Below are 26,224 nucleotides of genomic sequence, written 5' to 3'. Positions count from 1 at the left end.
TTCTAGGAGGCACACATGGTGCAAGTGACTTATCCAGGCGTCTACATCCAGGAAGTGTCGAGCGGGGTGCACACGATCACCAGCGTGGGCACCTCGATTACCGCGTTCATCGATTTCTTCCGCGAAGGGCCGACGGACGAGGCCGTCGAGATCTTCGGGACGGCCGATTTTCAGCGTATCTACGGCGGCCTGGACGATCGCAGCGAGGCCAGCTATGCGATCGCGCAGTACTTCCTGAACGGCGGTAGCTCGGCCTTGGTGGTGCGGGTCGCCAACGGCGAAGCGGCGGCCGGTGCAGCGCTGCACATGTTGCCTGCGCCTGACGAGGTGTTGCTGGCCGAAGCCGCGAACGCGGGGCTGTGGGGCAACCATGTGCGCATCGATGTCGATTACGCCACCGTCGACCCGGAACACACCTTCAACCTCGCGATCACCCGCTATGACAGCAATGCGGCCAACGCCAAGCCGCTGGCGAGCGAGCGTTACCTGAACCTGACCATGGACACGGCGCAGCCGCGGTATGCGGTCAAGGTGGTCAACGACAGTTCGAAACTGGTCAAGCTGCGCGCCGGCAGCGCCGCGGCTTCAAGCAAGCGGCCTGCCGCTGGCGGCACCCTCGGAGCGGCCATCACCCCGGCGAAGCTGGCCGCTCTGAATGCTCTCTCCGGCAAGCAGTTCAAGCTGACCCTGGGCGCGCTGCCGACGCGCGATGCGACGCTCGAGAACTGGTCGGCAGGCGGGAAGACGGTGAGTACTCTCGCGCAATTGCGGGGCTACATCGAGCAGGCCATTCGCACATCGGTTTCCGCCGGCACGACGAGCGTACCGGCGCCGCTGGCCGGGGCGACTGTCGAAGTGGTGGGGACGAATCGTCTGCGCGTGCTGACGAGCAAGACCGCGACGGCTTATTCTCCGACCGACCAGTTGACCATTACCGACTTCAGTGGCGCCGACACGACCGCCGCCGATCTCGGCTTCGACGCCGCAGCCGTGGTCAATGTACAACAATACCCGCTGGGTTCGGGCGCTGCGGGCGCTCCGGGGACGGTGATCGCCGCCCTGGTCGTCGGCACGACCGGCAGCGATGGCACGGCGCCCGGCGCGACCGACCTGATCGGCAACCCGGCGCTCAACACCGGCATTTACGCGCTCGACCGCGTCGACCTGTTCAACATCCTGTGCATCCCGCGTGCGGTGGCCGACGGCGTGGCCGAAACGGATACCCTCGCGATCTACAGCGCAGCGCTCGCTTTCTGCGAACTCAAGCGCGCTTTCCTGCTGATCGACGTGCCCAAGGGCATCGACGAGACGCAGGAGGTCAAGGACTGGCTGGACCGGTTTGCCGGTTTGCGCCACCGCAACTCGGCCGTGTATTTCCCACGCACGCAGGTTCCCGATCCGGTCAACGATTTTCGCCTGCGCTCGATTGCCGCCAGCGGCACGATGGCCGGCATCTACGCCCGCACTGACAGCCAGCGCGGTGTCTGGAAGGCACCGGCCGGGATCGAGGCGGTGCTCAGCGGTGTGGCGCAGCTCGACAGCAAGCTCACCGACGCCGAGAATGGCGTGCTCAACCCGCTGGCCATCAACTGCCTGCGCACCTTTCCGGTGTATGGCGGCGTGGCCTGGGGCGCACGCACGCTGGTCGGCGCCGACCAGATGGCCTCGGAATGGAAGTATGTGCCGATCCGCCGCTTGGCGCTGATGCTCGAAGAGTCCTTGTTCCGTGGCACCAAATGGGTGGTGTTCGAGCCCAACGACGAGCCACTGTGGGCCAAGATCAGGCTCAATGTCGGCGCCTACATGAATTCTCTGTTCCGCCAGGGCGCCTTTCAGGGCGCGACCCCGAAGGAAGCCTACTTCGTCAAGTGCGACGGCGAAACCACCAACCAGGACGATCGCAACAAGGGCATCGTCAACATCCAGGTCGGCTTCGCGCCGCTGAAGCCCGCCGAGTTCGTCGTCATCAGTATCCAGCAGATCGCCGGCGATCTGTAACCCCGCGCGGAGAACCACGTCATGGCCAATACCGGATTCGTTGTCAACGCCACGCGCGTCGACCCCTACAAGAACTTCAAATTCCGTGTGCTGTGGGATGGCAAGACGGTCCTCGGCGTCTCCAAGGTCGGCTCGCTCAAGCGCACCACCGAAGTCGTCAAGCACCGCAGCGGCGGGCAGAACAGCTATGACCACAAGTCGCCCGGCCGCTCCAGCTACGAAGGCGTCACGCTGGAGCGCGGCATCACCCACGACATCGAATTCGAGAAGTGGGCGAATGCGGTGCAGAGTTATGCCGGCGATGCGGCGATGGACCTGGCCGGCTACAAGAAGGACCTGACGCTAGAGGTGCTCAACGAGAAGAGTCAGGTGGCGCTGCGCTACTTCCTGTATCGCTGCTGGGTCAGCGAGTTCGTCACCTTGCCCGACCTCGATGCGAACGCCAACGCGGTTGCCATCGAGCACATCAAGATCGAACTCGAAGGCTGGGTGCGTGACGTCGACACGCCCGAACCGAACGAGGCGGGTTGATGTCGCGTCGGGCGGACGGAGCCGCGGCATGAACGAGCCCAAGGCCACGTTTACGGCGCCTGCCGCACAGCGCTGCTGCGCGCGAGCCTTCGGCAGCGCAGCCAGCGACCTCGACATCGCCTTCGCCGCCGTCGACCGGGCGAGCGCCGTGACTGCCTTGCTGGTGAGTTGTGTGTCCGACCCGCAGGGCCGTGCCATCGGCATCGACGAGCCCTGGACCTGGACCCTGAATCAGCGTCTGCAGGCACTGATCGCGATGCGCCTGGCTGCGGGCGACGCCACCATCGGGTTGCAGGTGGCCTGCAGCGCGTGTGGCGAAGCCATGGCCCTCGACCTGGATCTGCGCGCCTTCGCCGGCGACCCGGCAGCACCGCACTTCACCTGGTGTGATGACGACGGTACCGAGGTGTCGTTGCGCCTGCCCTGCGCTGACGATCTGCAGCGCTGGCGGCGCGACGGTGTGCTGGCGCAGGAGACGCTCGCCGCATCGCTGATCGAAAGCGTCGCCGGGCAAGCGGTGGGCGCGGATCATCGCCCGCCGGCAGCCTGGCTGAGTGCGCTCGACGATGCCTTCGCCGCGCACGATCCGCTCACCGCCCTGCAGTTACAGACCCGCTGCCCGGCCTGCGACCACGCCGAGCTTGTCGCCTGCGACCTCGAAGCACTGCTGCTCGAAGGCTTCGCGGGCACGCAAGCGAAAATGCTCGACGAGGTGCTGCAGCTCGCGTCTGCCTTCCACTGGAGTGAAGCGGAAATTCTCGCGCTGCCGCGCTGGCGTCGCGCGCACTACCTGCAGCAAATCGCTGCCCGGGGCTGGGCATGAGCGGCTATTTCGCGAGACTTGCCGCACAGATCGATGCGCGTGTCGGGACCGCTCCCGCTCCGCAGGCGAAGGCGATCGAGCCGCTCGAACAGCAGGTCGAAGTGCCGGCGCCGAACGCCGACACGACGGCAGCGCGCGTGGCGATGGCCCCGGCACCGGCAGCGCTCTTTCCACCGGTCGCGCAGGATGCCCGCGGCGTACCTGCTCCGCACCTGCCGCCGCCGCCACCAGCAACCCTGCTAGCCCGGCAGCGCGCCGAGTCTGCATCGCCCGTGTCTGCACCGGCGATGGCCGGCACGCCCTCTCCCGAGGCGGCGCGCTTGCCGACCTCAAGCTTGCGGCACGATTCGCTGGCGGTCGCGCCGGCTGGCGTGACCCTGGCAAGGGGAATCGATGCACCACTGTCGTCGCCCCCGTCGCTCCTTTCCCGGCAGCGTGTCGCGCAGCACCCGTCGGATGGCGCGGCGAACCCGCAACCCCTCCAGGTCGACGCAGCGACCCCCCCCGATCCCGGATCGATGCTCGCGCAGCTCGGCGTGCAGTTGCCGCCGGGAATGCCCTTCGCCTCGATAGAGGCAGAGGCAGCGCGCCGCGGGGTAATGAGCAGCAGCGAGCCGGCCACGCCGGTCACGATGCCGGTGCCACGTGTCGATGTCACTCGCCTGGAGCAGCGCGCCGTGGCAGCTGCCGCCATCGACCCCGTTCCCGCTGCGCGCAACGAAATCCGCATCGGCACCATCGCGCTCGCAGTACGCACCCCTGAACCGGCGCCTGCAGCGGTACCGCAGCCGGCGTTCGCAGCCATTCCGGCGCCGCGCTTTTCGTTGCAGCGCCACTACCTGCGCTGGGCTTGAGCCGTGTCGCTCGCCGCCAGCAGCGAGGCAATCGGCGCCGTCAGCGAACTGCTGAAAGTGCAGCTCGCGGCCAGGACCGGCATCAACGCGGTGGCCGTCGGCCGCCCCGAGGATGCCAGCAAGGCAGCAGTGGTCGGCGGCGGTGGCAGCTTCAACCTCTTCCTTTACCGCATCAGCATCGACGCCAACCTGCGCAACCGCCCGCTCGACGCCGGACAGGCGCCACCGGTATGGTTGGTGCTGCACTACCTGCTGACCGCCTTCGATGGTCCCGAGAGCGACTCGATCGTCGCACATCGGCTGCTCGGTCGTGGCCTGCTCGCCCTCAATGCGCTGAGCAGCGTGCGGCCCGACGCGAGCAACAGCGTGCTCGCCAGCAACCCCGATCCGCTGCGCCTGACCTTCGACGAGGCCGATGTGGAACTGCTTTCGCGGATCATGCAGGGCAGTGACGAGAAATTCCGCGTCGCAGCTGCATTCCAGGTGCGCCCGGTGATGCTGGCGTCCACTGCAGAGGCACCGGACTATGCGCTGCCGGTCAGGAGCATCGGCAAGCCGCTGCCACCGCCGCAACCGTACGAAGGCGCGAGCGTGCTGCCGAGTCTGGGCGCGCGCGTCCGTGCGATCGAACCCGAGCGCTTCAGCGCCGGCCAGCCGATCGTGTTGCGCGGCAGCGAACTCGCAGGCTACGACCAGATTCTGGTCGGTGCGTCGACTTATCCAGCAACCAGTACGCTCGATGGTGCGCTCACGGCGACCATTCCGTTGGCCGACACGATCAGCGCCGGCAGCTACCCGGTCTGCGTCGCACGCACCCTGCCCGACGGTCACCAGTTGAGCAGCAACGCGGTGGCCGGCCACCTGCTGCCGCGCGTCACCTCGGTCAACCTCGCCGGGCCGCTGACGCCGGTGCTCGGCAGGCTTTCCGGCACCTTCCTGGTGCACGGCAGCCAGCTCGGTGGCGCCACCGCCGCGACCTATGCGGCACTCTATCTGCAGGGCAAGGCGCAGTTGCTGCTCGAGCCGCAGCCCGGTGGCACGGCGACGACGCTCACGTTCACGGTGACCGACACGCAGGCGCTGGCTCCCGATCCGGACTACCGTGTCATCCTGCGCGTCAATGGCGAGCAGGCGCTCGACTCACCGCTGCTGAGCTGGACATGAACGCGCCGCTCGCATCCGCACCGGTGTTGATGAACCCCGACGTTGCCGTTGCCGACCCCGCCTGTGCGCTGTGGCTGGCACAAGTGACGCTGCGGCTGCGGCGTGAAGTGGCGTGGTGCTGGCATCAGCGCGGCGCAGATGCCGAAGCCCTGCCGGGTGCGCTGCCGCCAGCCGGTGATGCGCTGCAGGATAGTCTCGACCTGGCGCGCTTCCGCGACGAGAAGCGTGCATTTTTCGAACGCGACATCGCCGCCCGTTATCTGAGCGAGCGCCTCGCCGCGCTCGAACAACCGCGCTTGTCCCCGGTCCGCCGCGGTGATTGGACCTGGCTGGCCAGCGAATGTGCGCTGACCGCTGCCGCACAATTCGTGTTGGCCTGTGCGCTGGCCGGGCGTGCCGATGCCTCGATCGGTGCCGTCTGCGCGGCGTGCCAGAACGATCTGTCGCGCCCCTGGCCGACGCTGGCGCTGGCGCAGCGGCTCTGGGACGAACCTCTGGCGATCGCCGCCTGCGCCGACGCGAGCCACGCCCTGTTTCGCCACGGCCTCGTGCAGTTGCCGGCCGGGCGAGATTCGCTCGACTGGCAGCAGCCGCTGGAAATGCCGGCGCTGGTCGCGCAAGCCTTGCTCGATGGCCAGTGCCTGCCGTCGGGAATGCTGCGCCAAAGCGATATGGCGCCCGGCGAGTTGCCGCAGGAACTACTGCCGCTGCTGGCGCGTCTGCGCTCCGATGCTCCGACGGCAATGCAGCTCCTGCCCCTGCAGGCGCCGCGTGGCACCGACTTTGCCGCTTGGGCGCAGGCGCTTGCACAGGCGAGTGGGCGCGCTCTGATGATTCTTGCCGACGACGTGACGCCGGATCGGCCCGGCCTTGGCGCGCTTGCCACCGCCTGCTGGATGCAGGGCGCCGACCTGTTGCTGCCCGAGCATTGGCAGGCGTGCTGCGGCGCCGGCGTTTCCGAGCACTGGTTCGCGCCGCTGGCCGCTTTGCCGCTGCGCTGGTATTTGCCGGTGGTCGACGGCGGCATGGCGGTGCGCGGCGTGCCGGCGTCGCTGCTGTTGCCGACCTGCCTGCTGCCACCGCTCGACACCACGGCGCGCGCGCAACGGCTGGCGCTGACGCTGGCCGGCGCGCCAGCGGCAATCCGCGCTGCGCTTCCGGAAGCGGCACGGCGTTTCCGTCTCGCCGAGCGGCCGCTGGCGCGGGCCGCGGCGGCGGCGTCGGCATTGGGCTCTGCGGCCGGCGCGCATGAACTGTTCGCCGTCTGCCGGGCCGAGGCACGGCTCGAACTCGACGGCCTCGCCAATCTGGTCCACCCGCGCTTCGCACTCGGCGAACTGGTGCTGCCGCCAGCGCAGACCCAGCAACTGTGCGAAATCGTCTCGGCGATGGCCGTGCTCGGACGCGTACATTACGAGTGGGGGACGGCGCGCGTCTGGAACGACGCCGGCCTGTCGGTGCTCTTCTCCGGACCGCCGGGAACGGGCAAGACGATGGCTGCCGAGGCGCTTGCCAACGCGCTCGAGCTGCCGATGTACCGGATCGACCTTTCGCAGGTGGTCAACAAGTACATCGGCGAGACCGAGAAAAACCTGCGGCGCATCTTCGACGCCGCCGAGACCAGCGATTGCCTGATGTTCTTCGACGAGGCCGATGCGCTGTTTGGCAAGCGCACCGAGGTACGTGACGCGCACGACCGTTTCGCCAACATCGAGATCAGCTATCTGCTCGAACGTATGGAGCGCTTCAAGGGCCTGGCGGTGCTCGCCAGCAACCGCCGCAAGGATCTCGACGAAGCATTCACACGCCGGCTGCGCTACATCGTCGAGTTCCCGGTGCCCGGCGTCGTCGAACGCGAGCGCTTGTGGCGGCAGGCTTTCCCGCCGCGCGTGGACATTGTCGAAATCGATTGCCGCTGGCTCGCACAGCAGTTCGAACTCGCCGGCGGCCACATCCGCTCCGCCGCCTTCAACGCCTGCCTGCTGGCCGCCGGCCAGCGTCCCGAGGCGCCCGCGCAGGTGGGCATGCTGGAGGTGTTGACCGCCGTCAAGCGCGAACTCGAAAAGATGAATCGTGTCGCCGGTCACGAACAGTTCGGTCGCTATGCCGCCTTGATCGGGAGCCTCGCATGAACGTCGACATCGAACGCCTGGTGATCACGCTGCAGGGCTTCCCGGCGGGAATCGGCGAGCATTTGCCAGAGCAGCTCGACGGCGCCCTGCAGCGGCGACTGTCCGAATTGCAACCGGGTACGCTGGGCAGCGGCCTTGCCACGCTGGATCTTGGCGTCATCGATGCGCCGGCGCATGCCGATGCACAGACCCTCTGCAAACTCATCGCCGCCCGCCTGGGCGAGTGGGTGACGCACGCCCACGACCCTGCCAGCGCGCAGACAGAAGCCGGGGAGGACCGCTGAATGGCGCTCTTTCCCTTGCGTGGCGTGCTCGTCGAATATGGCGCGAACATCCTCGGGCCGATTCCGAACATCGTGATTTTCCAGTTCAACCCGGAAAACATGACGCGTACGATCACCATCCCGCCGCCGCCGGCGAGCGCATCGGCACGACCGCGGATCGAGACGCACGCCGCCGCGGCGCCACCTTCGGAGCGTTTCGAGATCAGCGCGCATTTCTCGGCAGCCGACGACCTCGGTGCCGGCGGCGCGGTGTCTGCCATCCCGCGTCTGTTCGGCGTCGGTCCGCAGATCGCGGCGCTGGAGAAGATGGTCTACCCGCAGAGCACGCCCGGTGGTCTGATCGGCGCGGCGATCGACGCGATCGGCGCGGCACTCTCGGGGTCGGGCAGCACGCCGCCGACGCAGCCGGTGCCCCGTGTACCGCTACCGCGCATCCTGTTCATCTGGGGACCATCACGGGTGCTGCCGGTGACCATCACCTCGATGTCCATCAGCGAACAGAAGTACGACCTGTTGCTCAACCCGGTGCAGGCCGAAGTCAAGATCGGCATGCAGGTTTCCAGCCAGGCACCGACCGATGATGCTGTCGGTGCGGGCGCCTACAAGTACACGCAAATGATCAAGGACACCCAGGCGACGCTGAATCTCGCCAAGGTGATCGAGTTTGCAGTCGATATCATTCCCTTCTGAGAGGCCGCCATGTTCCTCAAGAACTCGCGCTACCATGGTCTGCCGACGGTGACGGCAAAAGACCGCGCCGGTACCGAGGTCGCGGCCGTCAAGCTGCGGCTCCTGCCGATTCCTGCCGGCGACCCGGTGACGGTGCGTGCGCATGACCAGCTCGACACCCTCAGCGAACAGCGCTACGCCGACGCGACGCGCTACTGGCACATCGCCGACGCCAACAGCGAACTCGAAGCCACGTCGCTGCTGCAGCCGACTGGCCGGCCGATCACGATCCCCCGGAGCTGACGACGATGGCCAGGGCCGAATACCGAGTCTACTTCGACAATGTCCCGGCGACGGCGGCGCAGTTGGCGAGCATCAGCGAAATCCGCATCGACCAGGGCATCGGCATGGCGGCGGCGGCCGAGCTGGAGCTGCCGATCGCCACCAGCGACGCCGGCCTGTGGTCCGGCGTCGAAGACGACTTCGCGCAGCCCTTTGCGCGCGTGCGTGTCGAGGTCAAGGTGGCCAGTGACGATTTCGTGCCGCTGATCGACGGTCTGGTGGTCGGCAATCGCTACGAGCTGCAGGCCTCGCCCGACCAGAGCCGGATGACGCTGGTGGTGCACGACGACAGCGTCCAGCTCAACCGTGACGAGAAGGTCGCTCTCTTCGAGGACATGTCGCCGCAGGACATCGTCACCAGCCTGTTCGAGGAAGCTGGTCTGACGCCCGACGTGGACGCGCTGCCCGCTGCCGGAGCGGCGCTGCAGCGCGTGGTCGTGCAGCGCGGCACCAGCATGCAGTTGCTGCGCGATCTCGCCAAACGCTACGGCATGTTCGCCTATGTGCGCCCGGGCGCAGCACCGGGGGCGAGCGTTGGCGCTTTCAAGCGGCCACAGTTCGCGGCGACCGACCTGCCCGAAATCCTGCTGCTCGGCGACCAGCGCAACGTCGCGAGTTTCTCTGCCGAGTTCGACGCGCTGCGGCCGCTGCGCGCGCGTGCCGGCAGCGTCGCCCTTGCCGACCGCAGCGTGCTTGCCAGCAGTGCCGATGCTGCCGCCGGCACGCCGCTCGGCGACGCTCCGGCGCACGACCTGACGCAGCCGGCGCTGACCCTGCTCACCGGCACGCGCGAGGAGCAGAGCGACCTCGACGCCGCCACCGCGGCCACCGTCGATCTTTCGTCCTGGGCCTACGCTGCCAACGGCGAAGTCGACATCGACGACTACGCGGGCGTGCTGCAGCCGTACCGGCTGCTGCGCGTACGCGGCGTCGGCGGCTATTTGTCGGGTGACTACCTGATCGGCCAGGTCACGCATGTGCTCACCGACAGCAGCTACCGGCAGCGTTTCGCACTGCACCGCAATGCGCGCTCGGCCGGCAGCACGGGTGGCGGCGGACTCTTCGCGGGAGTGTTCTGATGGAAAGCGGAACCCTCGAACGTCTGGTGGTGGAACTCGCGACGCAGTCGCGCACGCGCCACTTCGGCAAGTACCGTGGCCTGGTCACCGACAACCAGGATCCGGCAGCGATCGGCCGCATCAAGGCGCAGGTTCCCGAAGTGTTCGGCGATGCCGTGCTCACCCCCTGGGCCACACCCTGCGCACCCTATACCGGCGCCGGGGTCGGTTTGCACAGCATCCCACCGATCGGCGCCGGCGTGTGGATCGAATTCGAAGCCGGTGACCCGTCGCGACCGATCTGGAGCGGCGGCTGGTGGGGAAGCAGCGACCTCCCGGCCGACCAGAACGGCACGCCAGCCAAACCGCCGCTGAAAATCCTGCGCAGCGAACAGGGCTTGCTGGTCGCGCTCGACGACGACGCGAAGACCCTGACGCTCTCCGATGCCAACGGTAGCAACTTGTTGACGATCAGCGTCAACGACGGGCAGATTCGCGTGCAGGCGACGAGCAAAGTGATCGTCGAAGCGCCGTTGATCGAACTCACCGAAGGCGCGGCACACCCGCTCGCCTTCGGCGATTCGCTGCTGCAGTACCTGAATCAGTTGGTCAGCATCTTCAATACGCATATGCATGTCGGCGAAACGGTGATCGGCATCCCGGTGACCCCGATCGTTCCTGCCACCCCCTTTCCCCCTGCGACGCCGACGCTGTTGTCGACGCGCGTCACCACCGGCTGAGGAACACCATGGCCAACCCACTCAAGGCAGGCCGGATCGACGACTTCGCGTTCAGTCTTGCGGCCTACATCGACCAGGCGATGCACAACGAATGGCAGGCGGTGAAGGGCGAATCCCTGCCCGACAGCGATCAGGGCGCACAGGACCGCAGGATTCTCTTCGCGGCGATCGCCCAGGGTGTGCTGAAGTTTCTCGCCGATCACGGGAGCGACCTGATCACCAGCGAAGAGAGCGGCAACGGCGGACTCGACAAGCACCGGCACAGCATGGCCTTCACCGTCGACACTTTCAGGACGCCCCTGCCATGAACGGTCGTCATCTGGCTTTCCCCTTTCATGTCGGCACCGACGGGCGTACCGCGACGCCCTCCGGTCTGGCCGAGCATATTCGCGGCGAGATCATGCAGTTGCTGCTTACCGCACAGGGCGAGCGCCCGTTCCTGCCGAGTTTCGGTGCCGGGTTGCGGCGGCTGGTGTTCCAGCAGAACGACGATGCGACAGCGGCGATCAGCAAGGCGCTGGTGAGCCAGAACCTTTCGCGCTGGCTCGGGCACCGCGTCACCGTCGAGGCGCTCGATGTCAGCGCCGACGACGCCACACTCAACGTGGACCTGCGCTACCGCGTGCTCGCCAGCGGCGAGGTTCGCAGCGTGCGCTTTCAGCGGCAGGGGGCGAAATGACCCGGCTAGGCAACGAGGAGCGGCTCGAGGACCGCGCGCGCGACCTCGACGGCAAGGGGCTGAATGCCTTCAGGCTCGCCTACGTCACCCTCGACGCTGCGCCAAAGCCGGCTTTCGCCTGGCTCGACGTCGAATTCTGGAATGCCAATGCGCTTGCGCCATTGCCGCCCAGGGAGGCTTTCAAGATTCAGGGGGCGACTCGTCAGCGTTCCGGCAACCCGGCACGAGCGGTCGCAGTGGTGCAGGTGCTGCCGGGCACCGGCAACACGCTGCGCTTGCAGATCGCTCCGGTCGGCGATTACTCGACCTACCTGTTGTCGACCACCAGCGCCGGTCTAGGCGCCCCGGACAATGCCCTGCCGCTGGCGATGGACCCCTTGCTCAGCACCTTGCCGTTCAAGTTTCGCCCCGGCTGTTTCAATCTCAATTGCACGCCGTCGGAGAAGGGCAGGCCAGCGCCGGCAGAACCCGAAATCGACTACCTCGCGCGCGACTACGACTCCTTCCGGCATGTGCTGATCGCCGCGATGATGCGCCGCGTTCCCGGCTGGTCACCGAGCAGCGAAGCCGACCTCGACCAGGTGCTGATCGACCTGGTCGCCGCCGATGCCGACGAGCAGGCCGACTACCACGACCGCGTCATGAACGAGCGCGCGCTCGCGACGGCACGCAAGCGTGTGTCGCTGGCGCGGCATGCGCGGCTGCTGGACTACCACATCCACCAGGGCAATCAGGCCAGCACCTGGCTGGCTCTCGAAGTGGCCGGCATGGTCGACCTGCCGGCGACGAGCAATGATGAGTTCGGCGTCTGGAGTGGCCGTGCCTGGCAGGACGACGACGCAGTCATTTTCGCGATCGCGCGCGACGGCGGACCATGGCGCCGCCGCTGCTTCGCGCCGCTGAACCGCTTGCGGCTCTATACCTGGGGCAAGACGGTGACGGCGCTCGCCGCCGGCAGCACCGAAGCCGACCTGACGGCGGCGACGCCGCTCACGCAGGCCGAGGCCGAAGCGCTGCGCGACTTCTTCCTCGGCACGCATGCGAGCCAGGTGCCGGGTCCCGGTGCCGTCGACGTGAACACTGCCGTCGACCAGTTGCTGATCCAGGAGGCGCTGAACCCCGAGACCGGCACCGCCAACGGCAGGCGCATCGCGCAGCGGCAGTTGCTGCAATTGTTGCCCCTGCATGGCCCGATCACGCGCGCCGAGGCCCTGCAGGACCCATTCACCGGCGAATGGCTGGTACGCGTGCGCTGGCGTGCCGAAGACGCGCTGCGGCAGAACTTCTGCTTCGTCTGCGACTGCGCAGGCCAGCCGGTCGAAGACGTGAGTCTGTTCCACGCCAACCTGCTGCGCGTGACGCAAGGGCGGCCGCGCATCACCACCTTCCGCGCGCCGGGACAGCCGCTTGGCGGGGCCGATGAGCGAAGCTTCGTCGCCAGTGATTCGGTCAGTTACGAGATCGTGCTGCGCCAGGCTGGCAGTGCCTCTCCGCTGCGCGGTGTGCTCTGCCCGCTGCCGGCCTCGCCGCTGGCCTACCGCGCCAGCGCGCCCGGCGGCGAGACGCCGACGCGAACGACCGCGCAGGTCATGGTGCAGGGTTTTGCCGAGCCGTGGCAGGAACAATCGGACCTGATCGAAAGCCAGGGGGACGACCAGCACTTCATCGTCGAGACCGACGAGCTTGGTGGCAGCTCGCTGCGTTTTGGCGACGGCAGCAACGGCGCAGCCTTGCCCACGGGCGCCTTTGTGCAGTGCCGTTATCGCGTCGGGCAGGGCAGTCAGGGCAATGTCGGCGCCGACAGCCTCGTCGGCTTCGTGGACGCCAGCGGCGCCGTGCAGCGCGTGTGGAATCCGTTCGACGTCACCGACGGTCGCGATCCCGAAACCGCCGCCGAGATCGTTCGCCGCGTGCCCGAGGCCTATCGCCAGCACCAGTTGCGTGCCGTCACCCTCGATGACTACGCCAGGCGTGCCGAGGAACTGCCAGGAGTTGCGCATGCCCGCGCCCGCTATGCCTGGACCGGCAGTTGGCGCTGCGTGCAGGTGGCCATCGACCCGGCAGGCAGCATCGAGCTGACCGAGCCGCTGCGGCGCGCGCTCGCCGATCACCTCGACGCGGTCCGCCTGATCGGCGAGGATCTGGAGGTGCGCGCGGCGCACTATGTGCCGCTCGACATCAAGCTGACCCTGTGTGCGCAGCCGGCCTACTGGCCCGAGGATCTGCAAGCGGCACTCGAAGAGGAGTTTTCCGATGGCTGGACGCGCGACGGTCGCCACGGCTTTTTCCACCCGGATCGGTGGACCTTCGGGCAGTCGCTGTACGCGAGCCAGTTGATCGGCCGTGCGCTCGCCGTCACCGGCGTCGGCCGCGTCCTGCGCGCCAGCATGCGGCGTTGGAACCCGGGCAGCGGTGGCGGCCTGACCGAGATCGACATCGACCCCTCGGCGCTGCCCGAATCGCGCCTGGAGAAGATTCCTGTCGGGCCGTTCGAGATCATCGTCGTTGCCAACGACCCCGATCACCTGGAAACCGGTCGCATCCGCTTCGAAATCACCGGAGGTCGCCGATGAGCTGTACCAACGATTGCCGCCAGCCGGCTGCTTTCCCGAAGACGGTCGACAACCGGCCGGGCCTGAGCACCATCGACTACCGCATCGGCAGCTACGCCGACCTGCGCGAGCACATGCTGTCGCGGCTGGACGCGAGTACGGTGCTCGCCGAGTGGACGCACCGCCTGCCCGACGACCCCGGCATCGCGCTGATCGAAGCCGCCGCCGAGGTCGGCGACATTCTCAGCTTCTACCAGGATCTCTACGCCAACGAGGCCTATCTGCGCAGCGCCAAGTGGCGCGACAGCGTCGCCGACCTGGTGCGCCTGCTGGGCTACCGGCTCGCGCCAGGAGTCGCGGGACGCGCGCGTTTCGCGTTCGCGGTGAAGGGTACACAACCCGTGCTGCTGCCGGCTGGCCTGGGCATCCAGGCGCAGCTCGCCGGCGACGACAAGCCATCGGTTTTCGAGACCGGCGTCCAACTGCTCGCGCAGCCGGCGCTTTCGCAGTTTCATCTGTATCGGCCGCGCCAGGTACCCGACATTCGTTACGGCAGCGACACCTTCACGCTATTGGTCGATGCTGGCGTCGCGGTGCAGCTCAAAGCCGGCGACCGCATCCTGGTCGGCGTCGCCCGCGCTGCTGGCGAAGCGTTCGATCATACGCAGGTGATGGTCGTAGACAAGACCTGGGAAGCCTTTGGCAGTACCGTCGTGAAGATGCAAGGCGGCATCACCAGCCTGAAGAAGCCGCCACGCTTCAGACTGCTGACACCACCGCGCCTCGTTTCGGCAACCTTGCCGGCTGCGACTTCGCTGTTCACGCCACTGCTGCAGCCGCTGTCGCTCAAGATCGCGTCACCACTGTCCTTCCTGACGCCAGGTCTCGTTGCTCAGCCGCTGGCACGGCCGCTGCTCGCGGCCGGGCTCGGCGTGCCCACGCTCGCGTCGACGCCGCGCCTGCGGGCCTGGAAACTTGCCGGAACACACCGCCACTTCGGGCACAACGCACCAGCCACGCAGGTCGATGTGGACGACAAGGGGCGCGCGACCACCAGCCAGGTGTCGTATGTGCGCAAGCTCGCCGCCACCACCGCCGCACCGGCCGTACCGTCGCTGCAATCGACGCAGATGCCGCTCGACGGCGAGGTCAGCAGCGTGGTCGCCGGCACGCGGCTGCTGATCGAGGCCAACCTCAGCGTCGGCAGTAACGCGAGCAATCGCCGCAAGCGTCTGCTCGAACGTCGCATCGCGCAGGTCGATCGGCAATCACTGGCTTGGGGACCACTGAGCGGTGCCAGCACGGTGCTGACGCTGGACGAGGACCTGGCGATCAGCGAAAACGGCAGCACGCTCGGCTATGCCGACATCCGCGGCATCAGCTTTCACGAGGTCGTCGGCGAGCCTTTCGAGTTGCGCGCCGACTTCGTGCCGACGGCCGCGACCCGCGGGAAGGAACTGCATTTCTATGGCACGGTCGGTGAAGCCGCCGCGCTGGCCAGGCGCAGCCTGCTGTTTTCCGGCCCAGGCCCGGCTCTGGTCGCCGCCACCGCCCTGTCCGTCGCCAGCGACGATGGCGGGCAGCCGGGCTGGCATCGTGTGCAGCTCGACCGCGAATTCGACTACACGCAGTTCGACCACAGCGCACCGCAAGTCACGGTGTACGGCAACCTGGTCGAAGCGACACAGGGTAAAACCGAGGCCCGGATCACACTGGGAGACGGCGATGCACGCGCAGTTTTCCAGACCTTCGCGCTACCCAGGACGCCGCTCACCTATCTGCTCGACACGACGCAGGTGCCGCCGCTGCTGCCGCAGTTGCAGGTGTGGGTCGATGGCGTCGCCTGGACGCGCGTAGACAGTCTTTTCGGGCGTACGCCAAGAGAGCACGTCTATATCGTGCGTGAGGATGCCGACGGCAAGAGTTGGGTGCAGTTCGGTGACGGCAAGAGCGGCGCGCGTTTGCGCTCCGGTCGTGGCAATGTGCTGGCGGTCTACCGCAGTGGCGCGGGTGCGCACGGGCTGCTGCAGGCCGACGCGAAACCACAGGCCGACAAGAAGGTCGCCGGACTCGAAGCGGCTTTCCTGCTCGAAGCGGTGACCGGCGGTGCCGAACCTGAGGGTGCCGATGGCGCACGCCTGGCTGCACCGGGAACCATGCAAAGCCTGGGCCGTATCGTCAGTCTGGCCGATTACGAGGCCGAGGCACTGGCCATTCCCGGCGTGCTGAAGGCGCGCGCTGCCTGCACCCAGGTCGACGGCGCCGCGCTGGTGCGCGTCACCATCCTCACCGCGAGCGCTGCGGCAGCCGATGCCACAGCCGCCAGCGACGCGCTGCGCGCAGCGGTGGGCGCACGCGGCGCCAGGCGCTGCCCGTTGCTGGTCGTGGCAGGTGCGCGCACGCCGGTGTCGCTGCATCTGGTGGTGGGTTACGACCCGACCCGACGCACCGAAGACCTGCGTCTGGCGATCCTCGAAGCCCTGGGAGCGAGTGGCGAAGAGGGCAATGGCGTCGATTCGTCACGAGGTCTGTTCAGTTGGCAGCAGCGGCAATTCGGTGAAGGGGTGCACGGCTCGCAGGTCGTCGCCGCCGTGCAGCAGGTAAGCGGTGTGATATGGGTGCGGCTTACTGCGCTCGCCGTCGCCAGGCCACCGCTGGTGCAGGCGAAACCGGGCCTGCAGTTGAGCCCAGCGCTGTTCCAGCCGGCGCTGTCGATCGCCAATGTTCCGGCGACACAGCGCTCGCTGGCCTGCGCCGGCGACCGGCTGCTGGCGCTGCAGGCGACGGCGCTGCAGTTGCAGTTCGCCGCTGACGAGCCAGGAGGGCTGCCATGAGCTCGCCACGCCGGCCGCTGTACGAGCGGCTTCCCGAGGTGTATCGCATTCGCGACAGTGAGCAGACGCCGCCCGGACAACTCGCAGCATTTCTCGGCGTCATCGAAGACGCCTTCGCAGCGCTGCATGCCCGTACCGACGCACAGTATCACGACCTCTTCATCGAACACTGCGATGACTGGGTGGTGGCCTACCTCGCCGACCTGCTGGGCACCTCTCGCCTGGCTGGCAACCCGTGGACGCTGCGCGCCGATGTCGCGCGCACGGTTTTCCACCGCCGCCGCAAGGGCACGCTCGGCGCCGTCGAGTCGCAGGTCTTCGCGCTCTCGGGCTGGGCGGCGCATGCGGTCGAGATGCGCGAGCGCCTGGCGTGGAACCAGCACCTGAATCACCAGCGTCCCGACGCCGGCGGAATGCCGCCACTGCGTCTCGCCAGCGAGTTCACCGCCGCCATCCGCGGTGGCACCGCGACACTGCGCGATCCGGCGCTGCTCTCGCTGACTGGTGGAGCTTTCGATGCGTGCGCACGGGTGGTCGACGTCAAGCCGCCGACGCTGGGCCTGTCGGGCTGGAACCTGCCGAATCTGGCGGTGCTGTTGTGGCGGCTCGAAGACTTCCAGGTGCCTTTGTCGCGGCCGCTGTTCCGGCAGATCGCCGCCATTCCGCCGTCACCCGGCGCTGCTGCCCTGGCCGTGCGCTTCGACGTACAGGCACAGGGCGAGCCCTGGCCGCTGTTCAACCGGCATCGTTTCCATGCCGATGCAGAACCGCCGCGCCTCGGCGGCGAAGACGAAGTACCGGACCGGATGCCGCCGGCACGGCTCAGCGACGGTACGCCAGCCGGCCGCCCGGCGAGCTATGTCAGCGTGCAGACCTACACCGACCCGCGCGACGCGCATCCCGGCTCCGACCCGGTCGGGCTGGTGCTGCACCTGCCCGAAACGCCCTTCCTCGGGCAGGCCTGGCGAATTCGCGGCGCCAATCTCTGTGCCTGGGAGACTGGCATCGCACCGCCGCTGCGCGACTGGGAAGTAGCGATCGACCCCGAACGTGGCCGGTTGGTGTTCGGCGTGCCGGATGCCGACCCGGCGACACAGGCCGAACCCCTGGCAGACGGCCTGCTGGTGTCGGCCTGCTATGCGCAGGCCGGTCCCAGCGGTGCGCACCCCGTGCAGCGTTTGCCTTTGCCGGCCAGCTGGCCTGGCGAGCAGGCCTATGAGGTCAGGCGCATCAACTGGTTCGACGATGCTTTCGCGCTACAGCATGCGCTCGACGACCTGCCGAACCGCTCGCAAGCGCTGCTCATCGAGATCACCGACAGCCAGACGCATGTCCTCGACCTCGGCGCGATCGCCGGCATCGGCAACGACGCCGGTGTTCTGTCGCTGCGCCTCGCGCAATCCCTATGGATTCGCAGCGCACCCGGTGAACGGCCGGTAGTCCGCCTGCTGCAGCCGCTGCGGGCGCGGCCGACGCAGATCGGCGGAGTCGGGGCAGCCAATGCCGAAGTCCTTGAACTGCTGCTCGAAGGCCTGTACCTGACGCGCGCTGCGGCGTTCCCGGCTGGCGATGCGCTGCTGATGCAGGCGGCTCTCGGCCAGTTGCGCATCCTCGGCTGCACACTCGATCCTGGCGGCGGGCTGCTGCTCGACGGTAGTGCCAGCGATACGCGCGCGCCGATTCGCGAAGCGCTGCGCCTTACCAAGGACTATGGTCTCGCCCCCGCCGAAAGCGATGCTTTCGATCAGGTGCCGGCCGTGGCACTGGAACGTAGCATTGCTGGTCCGCTGGCGATCGACAGCGGCTACCTGCTGACGCTGGCCGACAGCATCGTCGATGCCGGCAGCGGCAGCACTGCGACGTTGCCGGCCCTGGCGCTCGGCGCCGCCACCGGCAACGCCGATCTGGCATGGGGCCCGGACCTGGTGGTGCGCGGCCTCACCGCCTTCGGCCGCGTGCGCGTGCAGACCGCGCGCGGCGAAGGCGGCCTGTTCGTGCACCGCCTCGAGGTGCACGACAACCAGGACAGCCACACCGTCGATGTCAGCGTCGGCCAGCGCGGCAGTTGCCTGAAATTCTGCTGGTTCAGCGGCGACCATGACCGCTTGCCGCAGCACTTCGGCTGCGTCTTTGGCCGCGAGGCACGGCTGCGCTTCAGTGCCGAGTGCTTTGGTCGCCCGGGTTATGCACAGCTACGGCTCGACTGTGACCGCCGCATCCGCGAGGACGGCCCGGCCAGCGATGAGATGGGCGCATTCGGGTATCTGCGCAACACGCACAAATGGAAAAACATCGGCATCCGGCTGCAGGAATTCATGCCAGTCGGGGTGCGACCGGTGCTCATTCCGATCACTTAGGGGATCACTATCATGAAGGGCGACTTCTCCTTCCTCGCATTCGATACGGCGCCTCATTACAGCGGCGTGCTGCACCAGCAGGGCCGCGTGCTGCTGGACCGCGACTGGAACGAGGCGGCGGCGATCGCCAGCAGGTGGCGCACCGTGGTCGCTCGCGATGCCTTCGGCGACGGTCTGTTGGCGGTGCCGGCGGCAAACCCGGCCGGCTTCAAACTGCAGGCCGCCAGTAGCGATGGCATGCTGGTCAAGGTCGATCTCGCTGCCGGCCGGGCGTGGGCCGATGGTCTTTCGCTGACGCTGGCCGCCCCATCGAGTTTCCTCGCTGGCTATTTCGCGCCGCCTTTCCAGACGCCGCAAGCGGCGCCGTCCACGATCGCCGATGGCGTTCGCGACCTGGTCGTTCTCGATGTCTGGGAAGACTCGGTCAGCGGTTTTCAGGACCCGTTGAACCTGATCGAGCCGGCGCTGGGCGGGCCGGACACGACCGAGCGTACGCAGGCCTTCGTCAAGCTGCAGTTGCTGCGCCTCGGTCCCAACGATGACTGCAGCGCCGCCGCCGACCTCGCCGACGACTTCGGCGCCAAGGGCAAGCTGACGGTCTCGCCGGCGCCGCTGCTGACCATCACCGGCGACTGTCCGCTCGCTGCCGGTGGTGGCTACAGCGGCCTCGAACACTACCTCTACCGTATCGAGATCGCCGACCCGGATGCCCTGGGTCAGGCGCGCTTCAAGTGGTCGCAGTGGAATGGCGGTCTCGTCGGCCGTGGTCTCTACGCAGCCGCTGCGCCGGGTAGCGGCACGGTCACGATCACCGCCAACGACCAGATGATCAACCATTGCGGGGTCAGCGATTTCCATCTCGAAGCGCTCGTCTTCGACGCGGCCCTGGGCGCCTGGCAGGTCACGCTGAGCGCCGATGCCACGCTGGCGCAGGATGGCGTACTGTCACTGACCCAGGTGCAGGGCGTCTGGCCGGCGGCAACCCCGGCGAGCGGTTTCTTCCGACTCTGGAACGGCATCGCCCGGGTGGCCGATTTTCCGGTCGGCGGCGCCAACCCGGTCGAGTTGAAGGACGGCATCCGGGTCGAGTTCGAGGCGGCGACCGCGAACAACGCCAACTATCAACCTGGCGACTACTGGACCTTCCCGGTGCGCGCGTCGGGAGTCGCTTTCGAGCCACCGCTGTGGCCGACCAAGGCGCCGCCGCAGGGCGTGCGGCATCGTCGCGTCGCGCTCGGCATCCTCAACTGGAACGGCCCGCCGCCGCTGAGCATCAGCCATGCTGCCGGCGACATCGACGACTGCCGACGCATCTTTCGACCGCTGAGCAACCAGAAAATATGTTGCACCTTCCTCGTCGGTGACGGCCGCAACAGCCACGGTGACTTCGATTCGATCGAAGAAGCGCTGCAGCACCTGCCCGTGAACGGTGGCGAGATCTGCCTGCTGCCCGGCCTGCACCAGACCAATGCGCTGATTGCCGGCCGGCGCAACGTCAGGATCAAGGGCTGCGACACCCAGACCAAAGTGATTCCGCGTGAGCAGGGCGCAACGCTGCCGATGTTCACGATTCGCGATGCCGAGAACGTCAGCCTCGAGCACCTGGACATGGTGACGCTCGGCGGCACCGCCATCGTCATCGAGGCGAGCCAGGCCGCTGGCAGCGTCGACATCGAGATCGCGTACAACCGCATTCTTGCCTGCAGCAACGCCATCCACGCGCGCCAGGCGAAAGGCGTCAACATCCACCACAACCGCATCCGCATGCTCGACAAGCGCGGCAGCGATGTGGCGATCCATCTCGCCGGCGACGATAGCCGGATCGAGCGCAACGACATCCGCCTGTTGCCGGCGCCGGACATGCCGCCGCTCGACGTGCCGACCGAGACCGATCCGGTCGACCCCACCGATCCCTGTGCCAGGCTGGTGATCGTCTATTTCAATCCGCGGCTGTTCGTGCGCTATGTCAACCAGGTGTGGGCGATCAAGCTGCCGTCGCTAGTCGTGCTGAAGCAGCCGTATCGGGCGCTCGGCGGCATTCGACTGGGCAACGCTTGCGAGCGTGTGCGCGTACTCGAGAACGTGATCGTCGGCGGCGCCGGCAACGGCGTGACGCTGGGGGCTTCGCCGCTCGCGCCACTGCCGGAGCCGGAACATGTGTTCACCTTGCCGCAGGAAGCCGGTGTGACGGTGCGCGTCATCGGTCCCGATGGCAAGCCGCGCGCCGGCGTACAGATCACCTTGACCAACACGGCGACCAACGAGGCGCGCTCGTTCGTCACCGATGCCGACGGCAGCTTCCTTTTCGGCAGCAACCCGGCGACCTTCCGCGTCACCGAGGGCGAGCCCGGTTTCGTGATCGACAAGCTGGATCTGCAGCCGATCCAGAACGATCAGTCCTTCGTGCTGACGATCGTGCTGAAGGCCGACGAAGCGCCGAACCCCGAGAACTCCGGCTTCCTTTACGATATCACCATCGAGCGCAACGAAATCGCGGCGATGGGATTGTCGGGCATCGGTACCGGCGCCGTGTCGGTGCCGGCGGCAGCCTTGCGCGCCAATGCACTCGCTGCTGCACGCCGGCAGCTCGGCACCCCGGTGGTCGGGCTCGCGATCCGTGGTAACCATATCAGTGGCTGTCTGCAGAACCCCTTCGACAACGCGCTGCGCCTCACCGCGGCGTCGCAGGGACTGGGCGGCATCTCGCTCGGCATGTGCGAAGCGCTGGCCATCGTCGACAACGACATCGAGCGCAATGGCGTCAGCGGCGCCAATCCCGTTTGCGGCATCTTCGTCGCCTATGGCGAGGACGTGGAGATCGCGCACAATCGCCTGGTCGATAATGGACCGCTGACCCCGGACGTGAGCAGCGAGGATCTGATCGCCGGCCGGCGCGGTGGCATCGTGTTGAATCTCGTTGCCAACTTCAATCTGCTCGACGCACGTGCCCTTGCCCAAGGCGAGACTTTCAACTCGCGGCCGGCAGCGCGCATCCACGAGAACCTGGTCGACCAACCGGTCGGGCTGGCGCTCTATGCGATTGCTTTCGGTCCGCTGCAGTGCACCGACAACGTCTTTTCCAGCGAGCTGTCGGGACTCTCCGTACAGGAGCGCATGGCCGGCACGGTCTTCATCTACGACCTCGGCGGTGTCAACCAGGCCGCGGCAGGGATGCGTCTGCAGCGCGCCAGCACGCTGCAGACGGCCGAGGCGAGGCCGCAGATCGTTCCCGAGAAGGACGCGGCCGCGCCGGTCAGCGAGAGCGCCGCCATCGACGCGCAGGCGGCGGCTCTGCGCGCGGCTGCATCGCACGCCGCCCCCGCGATGCTGCTGCCGCAACGGGCAGCGGCAGTGGAGCAGCTCTTCCCGGCAGGCAAGCTGATGTTCAACGACAACCAGTCGCGTACCGGGCAGAGCAATACCAGCGCGAGCTGTCAGCTGCTGGCAACGCTCGATGACCTCGCGTACCAGGACAACCAGTCATTCAGTCTGCGCAGTGGCAACCTGATCGCCAACGCCCTGCTCTACGGCAACACCCTGCGCGCTACCGGCAATCGTCTCGGCGAGCGCGGCGCCGAGACACTGCTGTCGCTGCTGTCCCTGGGGGTTCGTCTCAACAATACCAGCTTCAACCAGGGAGACCACTGCATCGTCGCCAACGACATGAACCCGGCGATGGCCGAGGTCAAGGTCGGCAACCAGATCCTCAACCCCGGCAGTCTGTGCGCGAGCCGCAGCATCGTTGCCGCGATCCTCTTCAAACCACACGGGTGACACCATGGCCCTGATATTGAACACCGGACAGAACAGTTACAAAAGCGACCTCGCAGGCCTCTTCGAGACGCTGCAGGAACAGCGCAGCGAACTGTTGAGCATGGTCCGCGACGTGCAACTCGCTGCCCGCCTGCTCGCCGTCGCCGAGGCGCGCCGCCTCAGCGAACTGGCGGGCGACGATCCGCGTGTGGCGCACTACCTGAACAGCAGCGACGCGATCCTGCGCCGTGCCGCTGCACTCGAGATCGAGACCGAGATCGCCAACATCCGCGTGCCGCCGCTCACCAAGAGCGAGACCCTGCTGCAGGGCCGCATCACCGACGAGTCGGCGAGGGCGACTGCGCATGTGACGGTGACGCTGGTCGACGAGAAAGGCGCCCCGGTGGTGGGCGTAGCGTCGGTGGAGACCGACGACTCCGGCTACTACGCGTTCATTCTGCAGCCGGCGCAGGTCGACGCCATCGGTGCCGGGCGCAAGCTGACCTTGCAGGTCGGCAGCGCCAGCGGCAAGCTCGTGCCGGCCGCGGCGCAAGCGTTCACGCTGGCGAGCGGCGAGGTGAAGGTCAGTGAAACGCGGTTGCAGCCGAGCGAACTGGAGAAGCTGCGGCTGCGTCCTGTTCAAAGGTGATACACATTGAGGTAGCCAGCCATGTTGACGTCAATGCACAAGAAGCCGTCCTCCCCAGGCGCCGCGTGGTTTTCCCCGACAGGACCGGTAGCGACGCTACCGCGAGCAGCCATGGTCATGCGCCAGAGCGCGTCGACCTGTGCCTGCGGGGGATCTTGTCCGCGCTGTCAGGCCAAGTCCAGCCTAAAAATAGGTGCTCCGGACGATCACTATGAACGGGAAGCAGATCGTGTTGCGGATTCGGTGATGAGCGGCCGCCAGGATGATCCGGTGCACGCAATTTCCCCAGGCATGCACTTGAAGCTCTCCCGCAAGGTGCTTGAACCGGACGAAGTATTGGACAGCGTTCTCCCAGCCGAAGGCACGTCCGATTCCGAACAGCCCGAAGTTGCCGAACCCGAGAACCTGCAACGCAGCGCCACCGCAGAAGCCGATGCCGTGACGCCTCAATATGAGCGAACCCTCCAGCAGGCTGTCCACAGCGGTGGCGAGCGCCTGCCGACAGCGACGCGCGCGTTCATGGAAAGTCGCTTTGGCCGGGATTTTTCCGCGGTTCGCTTGCACCGCGACGAGCAGGCGGGCAGCCTCGCGCAGCAAGTCCATGCACGTGCTTTCACCGTCGGCAGCGACATCTTTTTTGCCCAGTCCCAGTACCAGCCATCTTCGCACGCAGGGCAGCACCTGCTCGCTCATGAACTCACCCATGTGGTGCAGCAATCCGACGGTCGCTTGTCGAGACAGATCATGCGATCTCCGGGCACCCCTTGCAGCAGCTACCCCGGATACAATGCGTCCATTGACCGGCGTACCTACAATTGTTCCGGCCTGGCGCTACGCACCTATCGATTTACTTCGCCACCGTCCGCCGTATATACCGAAATGGCGGCGAATTTCATCAACCCGGTTTGCCCGGTGGGCAATTGCAAGGCCGGTCAAGTGAAATTCTGGCTATGGCAGTACGACATCCGCACCGAGGACGATCTGGGTACCATCATCAATCCGACCTGGCGAGATTTTCATATCGTCGGTGGCCGGATGGATGCCATGGGTAACGACCCCAGCGATGTCCTCAGCAAGAACGGACCGCGTCCAATCCACGGCCCCGGCACTGGCCCTAGCTTTCGGCCTGCGTCCAGAGACCGCGCCCTCGATGCCGACGACAACCCGGGCACCACGGCCGCAGGACGCCCGCTCTACAAGGTTCGCAGCAACATGAGCGAAATCATCAGTTGCGCAGGATGTTCCTGAGCGATGAGCTGCCTGCCGTGACCTCCATGGACCTGGCTTTTCCGGAAGGATGCATCGAATGCAGGATCGGGGACTATATCATTCGCCGCCATGCCGATTCTCTCTGGTATGTTTACCGGCTGGAAGACATCTTGTCGGTCAAACGTCTGGTTCCGAGTCAGACACGACCGATGACGCTGGTCGCCGAAGAGGATCTGCTCGACTCGATGACTCCGGCTTACTTCGCAGAGGTGCAGTTTCTGGTCAGCGCTTTCGACCCCGGTCATGCCGATGAATCCATCGCTCGGCAAGCCATTCAGAAGAAGGCCATGAGCGAGCGAGCGCAGGGACTACTGCGGGCTGCGCGCGAGTTTTCCCGAACGGATTGCCGGGTCGTCCGAACATAGACGGCCATCGAGCGGTGTAATGTAAAAGTCGCGCCAGCGACCCACGAATCTCCCCTCCCCACTTGCGGGGGGAGGGGTCGGGGGGAGAGGGAAACGGTCATTACTTTTCTTGGCACCCCCGATCATGAAAGTCATGACCGTTAGCCCCGATGGGAGCAGAACATGCGATTGATTGAAAGAACCAGCATCTCCAGGTTGGCGCAGGCACAGCGCGGAAGGACCACTCCGCCAGCGTCGGCCATACCCTTGTCGCCAGCGACGTCGAGATGCGCCTGCGGCGGCAGTTGTCCGCGCTGCGCGACGAATCTGGCCCAGATCAACATCAGCGAGCCTGGGGGCTTCCATGAGCAGGAAGCCGACCGGATGGCGGCAAAGGTCGCGACGGGCTTGCCTGCCTCTGCCTCGGCGACCGACAAAGCAGATTCGGTGGCAAAGGAGGATCCACGAATCCGGGCCGGTGACTCCGAGATCGGCTTGAACGGCAAGCCCCTCAGTCCTGAACTGCGTGCTCGTTTTGAACCGGGCCTGGGCGCCGATCTTTCGCAGGTGCGGATTCATACCGGGCCACAGGCGCAGGCGCTGGCTGCTCCCCTGCAAGCCGAGGCATTTACGCTGGGACGGCATATCGTCATCGGCGATCCATATTTCCAGGCCGCTTCGTCCGACGGACAGAATCTGTTGGCGCATGAGTTGGCGCATACCATCCAGCAGGGTGCTGCTGGTAAGGCAGGCGCAGCGCGGACGGCAGGTTCGTCGGGTCCGATGATCATGCGTCGGCTGATTCGCACCGCCAGCATCAATTTCCTTTGCGGCAGTTCTGACCCCTTCCTCAGGAGCCCACCCAGTGGCTTCATGCACTTGAACACGGGCGAAACACAGATTTCGATCAGCACCAATATTCAATGGGACAGACCGGCAAGTTGCGGGTCGGGCAGCCAGTTCTTTATGACCTTATTCCGTCATCGCAGCGTATGGTGGGATGCCAATGAGGGTACGAAGACCCTCAACGTGGGCACGCCAGATGCAGCGGTCTGGTCGGGGCTGGACGAAGATTCCGACTACTACTTCGAGATTCGTTCCAACAATACCAATCCGAACTGTTGTTTGACCGGATCCATAGACGTCAATACACCGTAATGCGCTTGCCCTGGATTCTCCTGAAAGAGCGTCA

General features: G+C 66.6%; 22 protein-coding genes. 21 read left to right on the top strand and 1 reads right to left on the bottom strand.

Annotated features, from left to right (window positions below):
- The first annotated feature begins 15 nt into the window (after nucleotides 1-15).
- From E4Q08_RS03415 to E4Q08_RS03320, 20 genes are all read left to right on the top strand, one after another.
- The gene (locus tag E4Q08_RS03415) at nucleotides 16-1,998 is read left to right on the top strand and encodes a phage tail sheath C-terminal domain-containing protein (RefSeq protein ID WP_169069356.1); all 1,983 of its coding nucleotides are present in this window, start codon (nucleotides 16-18) and stop codon (nucleotides 1,996-1,998) included.
- 21 nt (nucleotides 1,999-2,019) lie between these two features.
- The gene (locus E4Q08_RS03410; protein ID WP_034919658.1) at nucleotides 2,020-2,529 is read left to right on the top strand and encodes a phage tail protein; all 510 of its coding nucleotides are present in this window, start codon (nucleotides 2,020-2,022) and stop codon (nucleotides 2,527-2,529) included.
- A 28-nt stretch (nucleotides 2,530-2,557) separates the two neighbouring features.
- A complete protein-coding gene (locus E4Q08_RS03405) occupies nucleotides 2,558-3,352 on the top strand; it encodes a T4 family baseplate hub assembly chaperone (RefSeq protein ID WP_169069355.1) in 795 nt (264 codons plus the stop codon).
- Complete coding sequence (locus tag E4Q08_RS03400; RefSeq protein ID WP_169069354.1) at nucleotides 3,349-4,206, top strand: hypothetical protein; 858 nt, start codon at nucleotides 3,349-3,351, stop codon at nucleotides 4,204-4,206. Before E4Q08_RS03405 ends, E4Q08_RS03400 begins: the two co-directional genes overlap by 4 nt.
- Nucleotides 4,207-4,209: 3 nt before the next feature.
- Nucleotides 4,210-5,370, top strand: coding sequence for a Pvc16 family protein (locus tag E4Q08_RS03395; RefSeq protein ID WP_169069353.1), 1,161 nt, complete (start codon nucleotides 4,210-4,212; stop codon nucleotides 5,368-5,370).
- The gene (locus E4Q08_RS03390) at nucleotides 5,367-7,502 is read left to right on the top strand and encodes an ATP-binding protein (RefSeq protein WP_169069352.1); all 2,136 of its coding nucleotides are present in this window, start codon (nucleotides 5,367-5,369) and stop codon (nucleotides 7,500-7,502) included. Before E4Q08_RS03395 ends, E4Q08_RS03390 begins: the two co-directional genes overlap by 4 nt.
- Entirely contained in the window at nucleotides 7,499-7,786 is a 288-nt protein-coding gene (locus tag E4Q08_RS03385; protein ID WP_034913777.1) for a hypothetical protein, read from the top strand. Before E4Q08_RS03390 ends, E4Q08_RS03385 begins: the two co-directional genes overlap by 4 nt.
- The gene (locus E4Q08_RS03380; protein WP_034913775.1) at nucleotides 7,787-8,476 is read left to right on the top strand and encodes a hypothetical protein; all 690 of its coding nucleotides are present in this window, start codon (nucleotides 7,787-7,789) and stop codon (nucleotides 8,474-8,476) included.
- Between the two features lie 9 nt (nucleotides 8,477-8,485).
- Entirely contained in the window at nucleotides 8,486-8,758 is a 273-nt protein-coding gene (locus E4Q08_RS03375) for a LysM peptidoglycan-binding domain-containing protein (RefSeq protein ID WP_169069351.1), read from the top strand.
- Nucleotides 8,759-8,763: 5 nt separating this feature from the next.
- Nucleotides 8,764-9,876: a phage late control D family protein gene (locus E4Q08_RS03370; protein WP_034913773.1), complete on the top strand. Its 1,113-nt coding sequence runs from the start codon at nucleotides 8,764-8,766 to the stop codon at nucleotides 9,874-9,876.
- The gene (locus tag E4Q08_RS03365) at nucleotides 9,876-10,595 is read left to right on the top strand and encodes a phage baseplate assembly protein V (protein ID WP_169069350.1); all 720 of its coding nucleotides are present in this window, start codon (nucleotides 9,876-9,878) and stop codon (nucleotides 10,593-10,595) included. Before E4Q08_RS03370 ends, E4Q08_RS03365 begins: the two co-directional genes overlap by 1 nt.
- Before the next feature lie 8 nt (nucleotides 10,596-10,603).
- On the top strand, nucleotides 10,604-10,903 hold the full coding sequence (locus E4Q08_RS03360; RefSeq protein WP_034913770.1) for a hypothetical protein: 300 nt from the start codon (nucleotides 10,604-10,606) through the stop codon (nucleotides 10,901-10,903).
- Nucleotides 10,900-11,274: a GPW/gp25 family protein gene (locus E4Q08_RS03355; RefSeq protein ID WP_034913766.1), complete on the top strand. Its 375-nt coding sequence runs from the start codon at nucleotides 10,900-10,902 to the stop codon at nucleotides 11,272-11,274. The genes E4Q08_RS03360 and E4Q08_RS03355 overlap by 4 nt, the downstream gene beginning before the upstream one ends.
- Nucleotides 11,271-13,847: a putative baseplate assembly protein gene (locus E4Q08_RS03350; protein ID WP_169069349.1), complete on the top strand. Its 2,577-nt coding sequence runs from the start codon at nucleotides 11,271-11,273 to the stop codon at nucleotides 13,845-13,847. Before E4Q08_RS03355 ends, E4Q08_RS03350 begins: the two co-directional genes overlap by 4 nt.
- Nucleotides 13,844-16,660, top strand: a complete 2,817-nt coding sequence (locus tag E4Q08_RS03345; protein WP_169069348.1) for a baseplate J/gp47 family protein — start codon at nucleotides 13,844-13,846, stop codon at nucleotides 16,658-16,660. The genes E4Q08_RS03350 and E4Q08_RS03345 overlap by 4 nt, the downstream gene beginning before the upstream one ends.
- Complete coding sequence (locus E4Q08_RS03340; RefSeq protein ID WP_169069347.1) at nucleotides 16,657-19,017, top strand: hypothetical protein; 2,361 nt, start codon at nucleotides 16,657-16,659, stop codon at nucleotides 19,015-19,017. Before E4Q08_RS03345 ends, E4Q08_RS03340 begins: the two co-directional genes overlap by 4 nt.
- Nucleotides 19,018-19,029: 12 nt before the next feature.
- Complete coding sequence (locus E4Q08_RS03335; RefSeq protein ID WP_169069346.1) at nucleotides 19,030-22,791, top strand: DUF6519 domain-containing protein; 3,762 nt, start codon at nucleotides 19,030-19,032, stop codon at nucleotides 22,789-22,791.
- Between the two features lie 4 nt (nucleotides 22,792-22,795).
- On the top strand, nucleotides 22,796-23,419 hold the full coding sequence (locus E4Q08_RS03330; protein WP_034909786.1) for a carboxypeptidase-like regulatory domain-containing protein: 624 nt from the start codon (nucleotides 22,796-22,798) through the stop codon (nucleotides 23,417-23,419).
- Nucleotides 23,420-23,665: 246 nt separating this feature from the next.
- Complete coding sequence (locus E4Q08_RS03325; protein WP_169069345.1) at nucleotides 23,666-24,667, top strand: eCIS core domain-containing protein; 1,002 nt, start codon at nucleotides 23,666-23,668, stop codon at nucleotides 24,665-24,667.
- A gap of 17 nt (nucleotides 24,668-24,684) precedes the next feature.
- On the top strand, nucleotides 24,685-25,053 hold the full coding sequence (locus E4Q08_RS03320) for a hypothetical protein (protein WP_169069344.1): 369 nt from the start codon (nucleotides 24,685-24,687) through the stop codon (nucleotides 25,051-25,053).
- Nucleotides 25,054-25,193: 140 nt separating this feature from the next.
- Here E4Q08_RS03320 and E4Q08_RS03315 read toward each other — a convergent pair whose 3' ends face one another.
- Entirely contained in the window at nucleotides 25,194-25,376 is a 183-nt protein-coding gene (locus tag E4Q08_RS03315; protein ID WP_034911169.1) for a hypothetical protein, read from the bottom strand.
- Nucleotides 25,377-25,416: 40 nt separating this feature from the next.
- On the opposite strand from E4Q08_RS03315, the gene E4Q08_RS03310 reads away from it, so the two are divergent.
- The gene (locus tag E4Q08_RS03310) at nucleotides 25,417-26,190 is read left to right on the top strand and encodes an eCIS core domain-containing protein (protein ID WP_169069343.1); all 774 of its coding nucleotides are present in this window, start codon (nucleotides 25,417-25,419) and stop codon (nucleotides 26,188-26,190) included.
- The last annotated feature ends 34 nt before the right edge of the window (nucleotides 26,191-26,224 follow it).

The organism is Candidatus Accumulibacter contiguus, from assembly GCF_012940005.1.
Taxonomy (GTDB): Bacteria; Pseudomonadota; Gammaproteobacteria; order Burkholderiales; family Rhodocyclaceae; genus Accumulibacter; species Accumulibacter contiguus.
The sequence above is the reverse complement of the archived record's forward strand: the minus strand, read 5'-3'. Positions and strand labels throughout refer to the sequence as shown.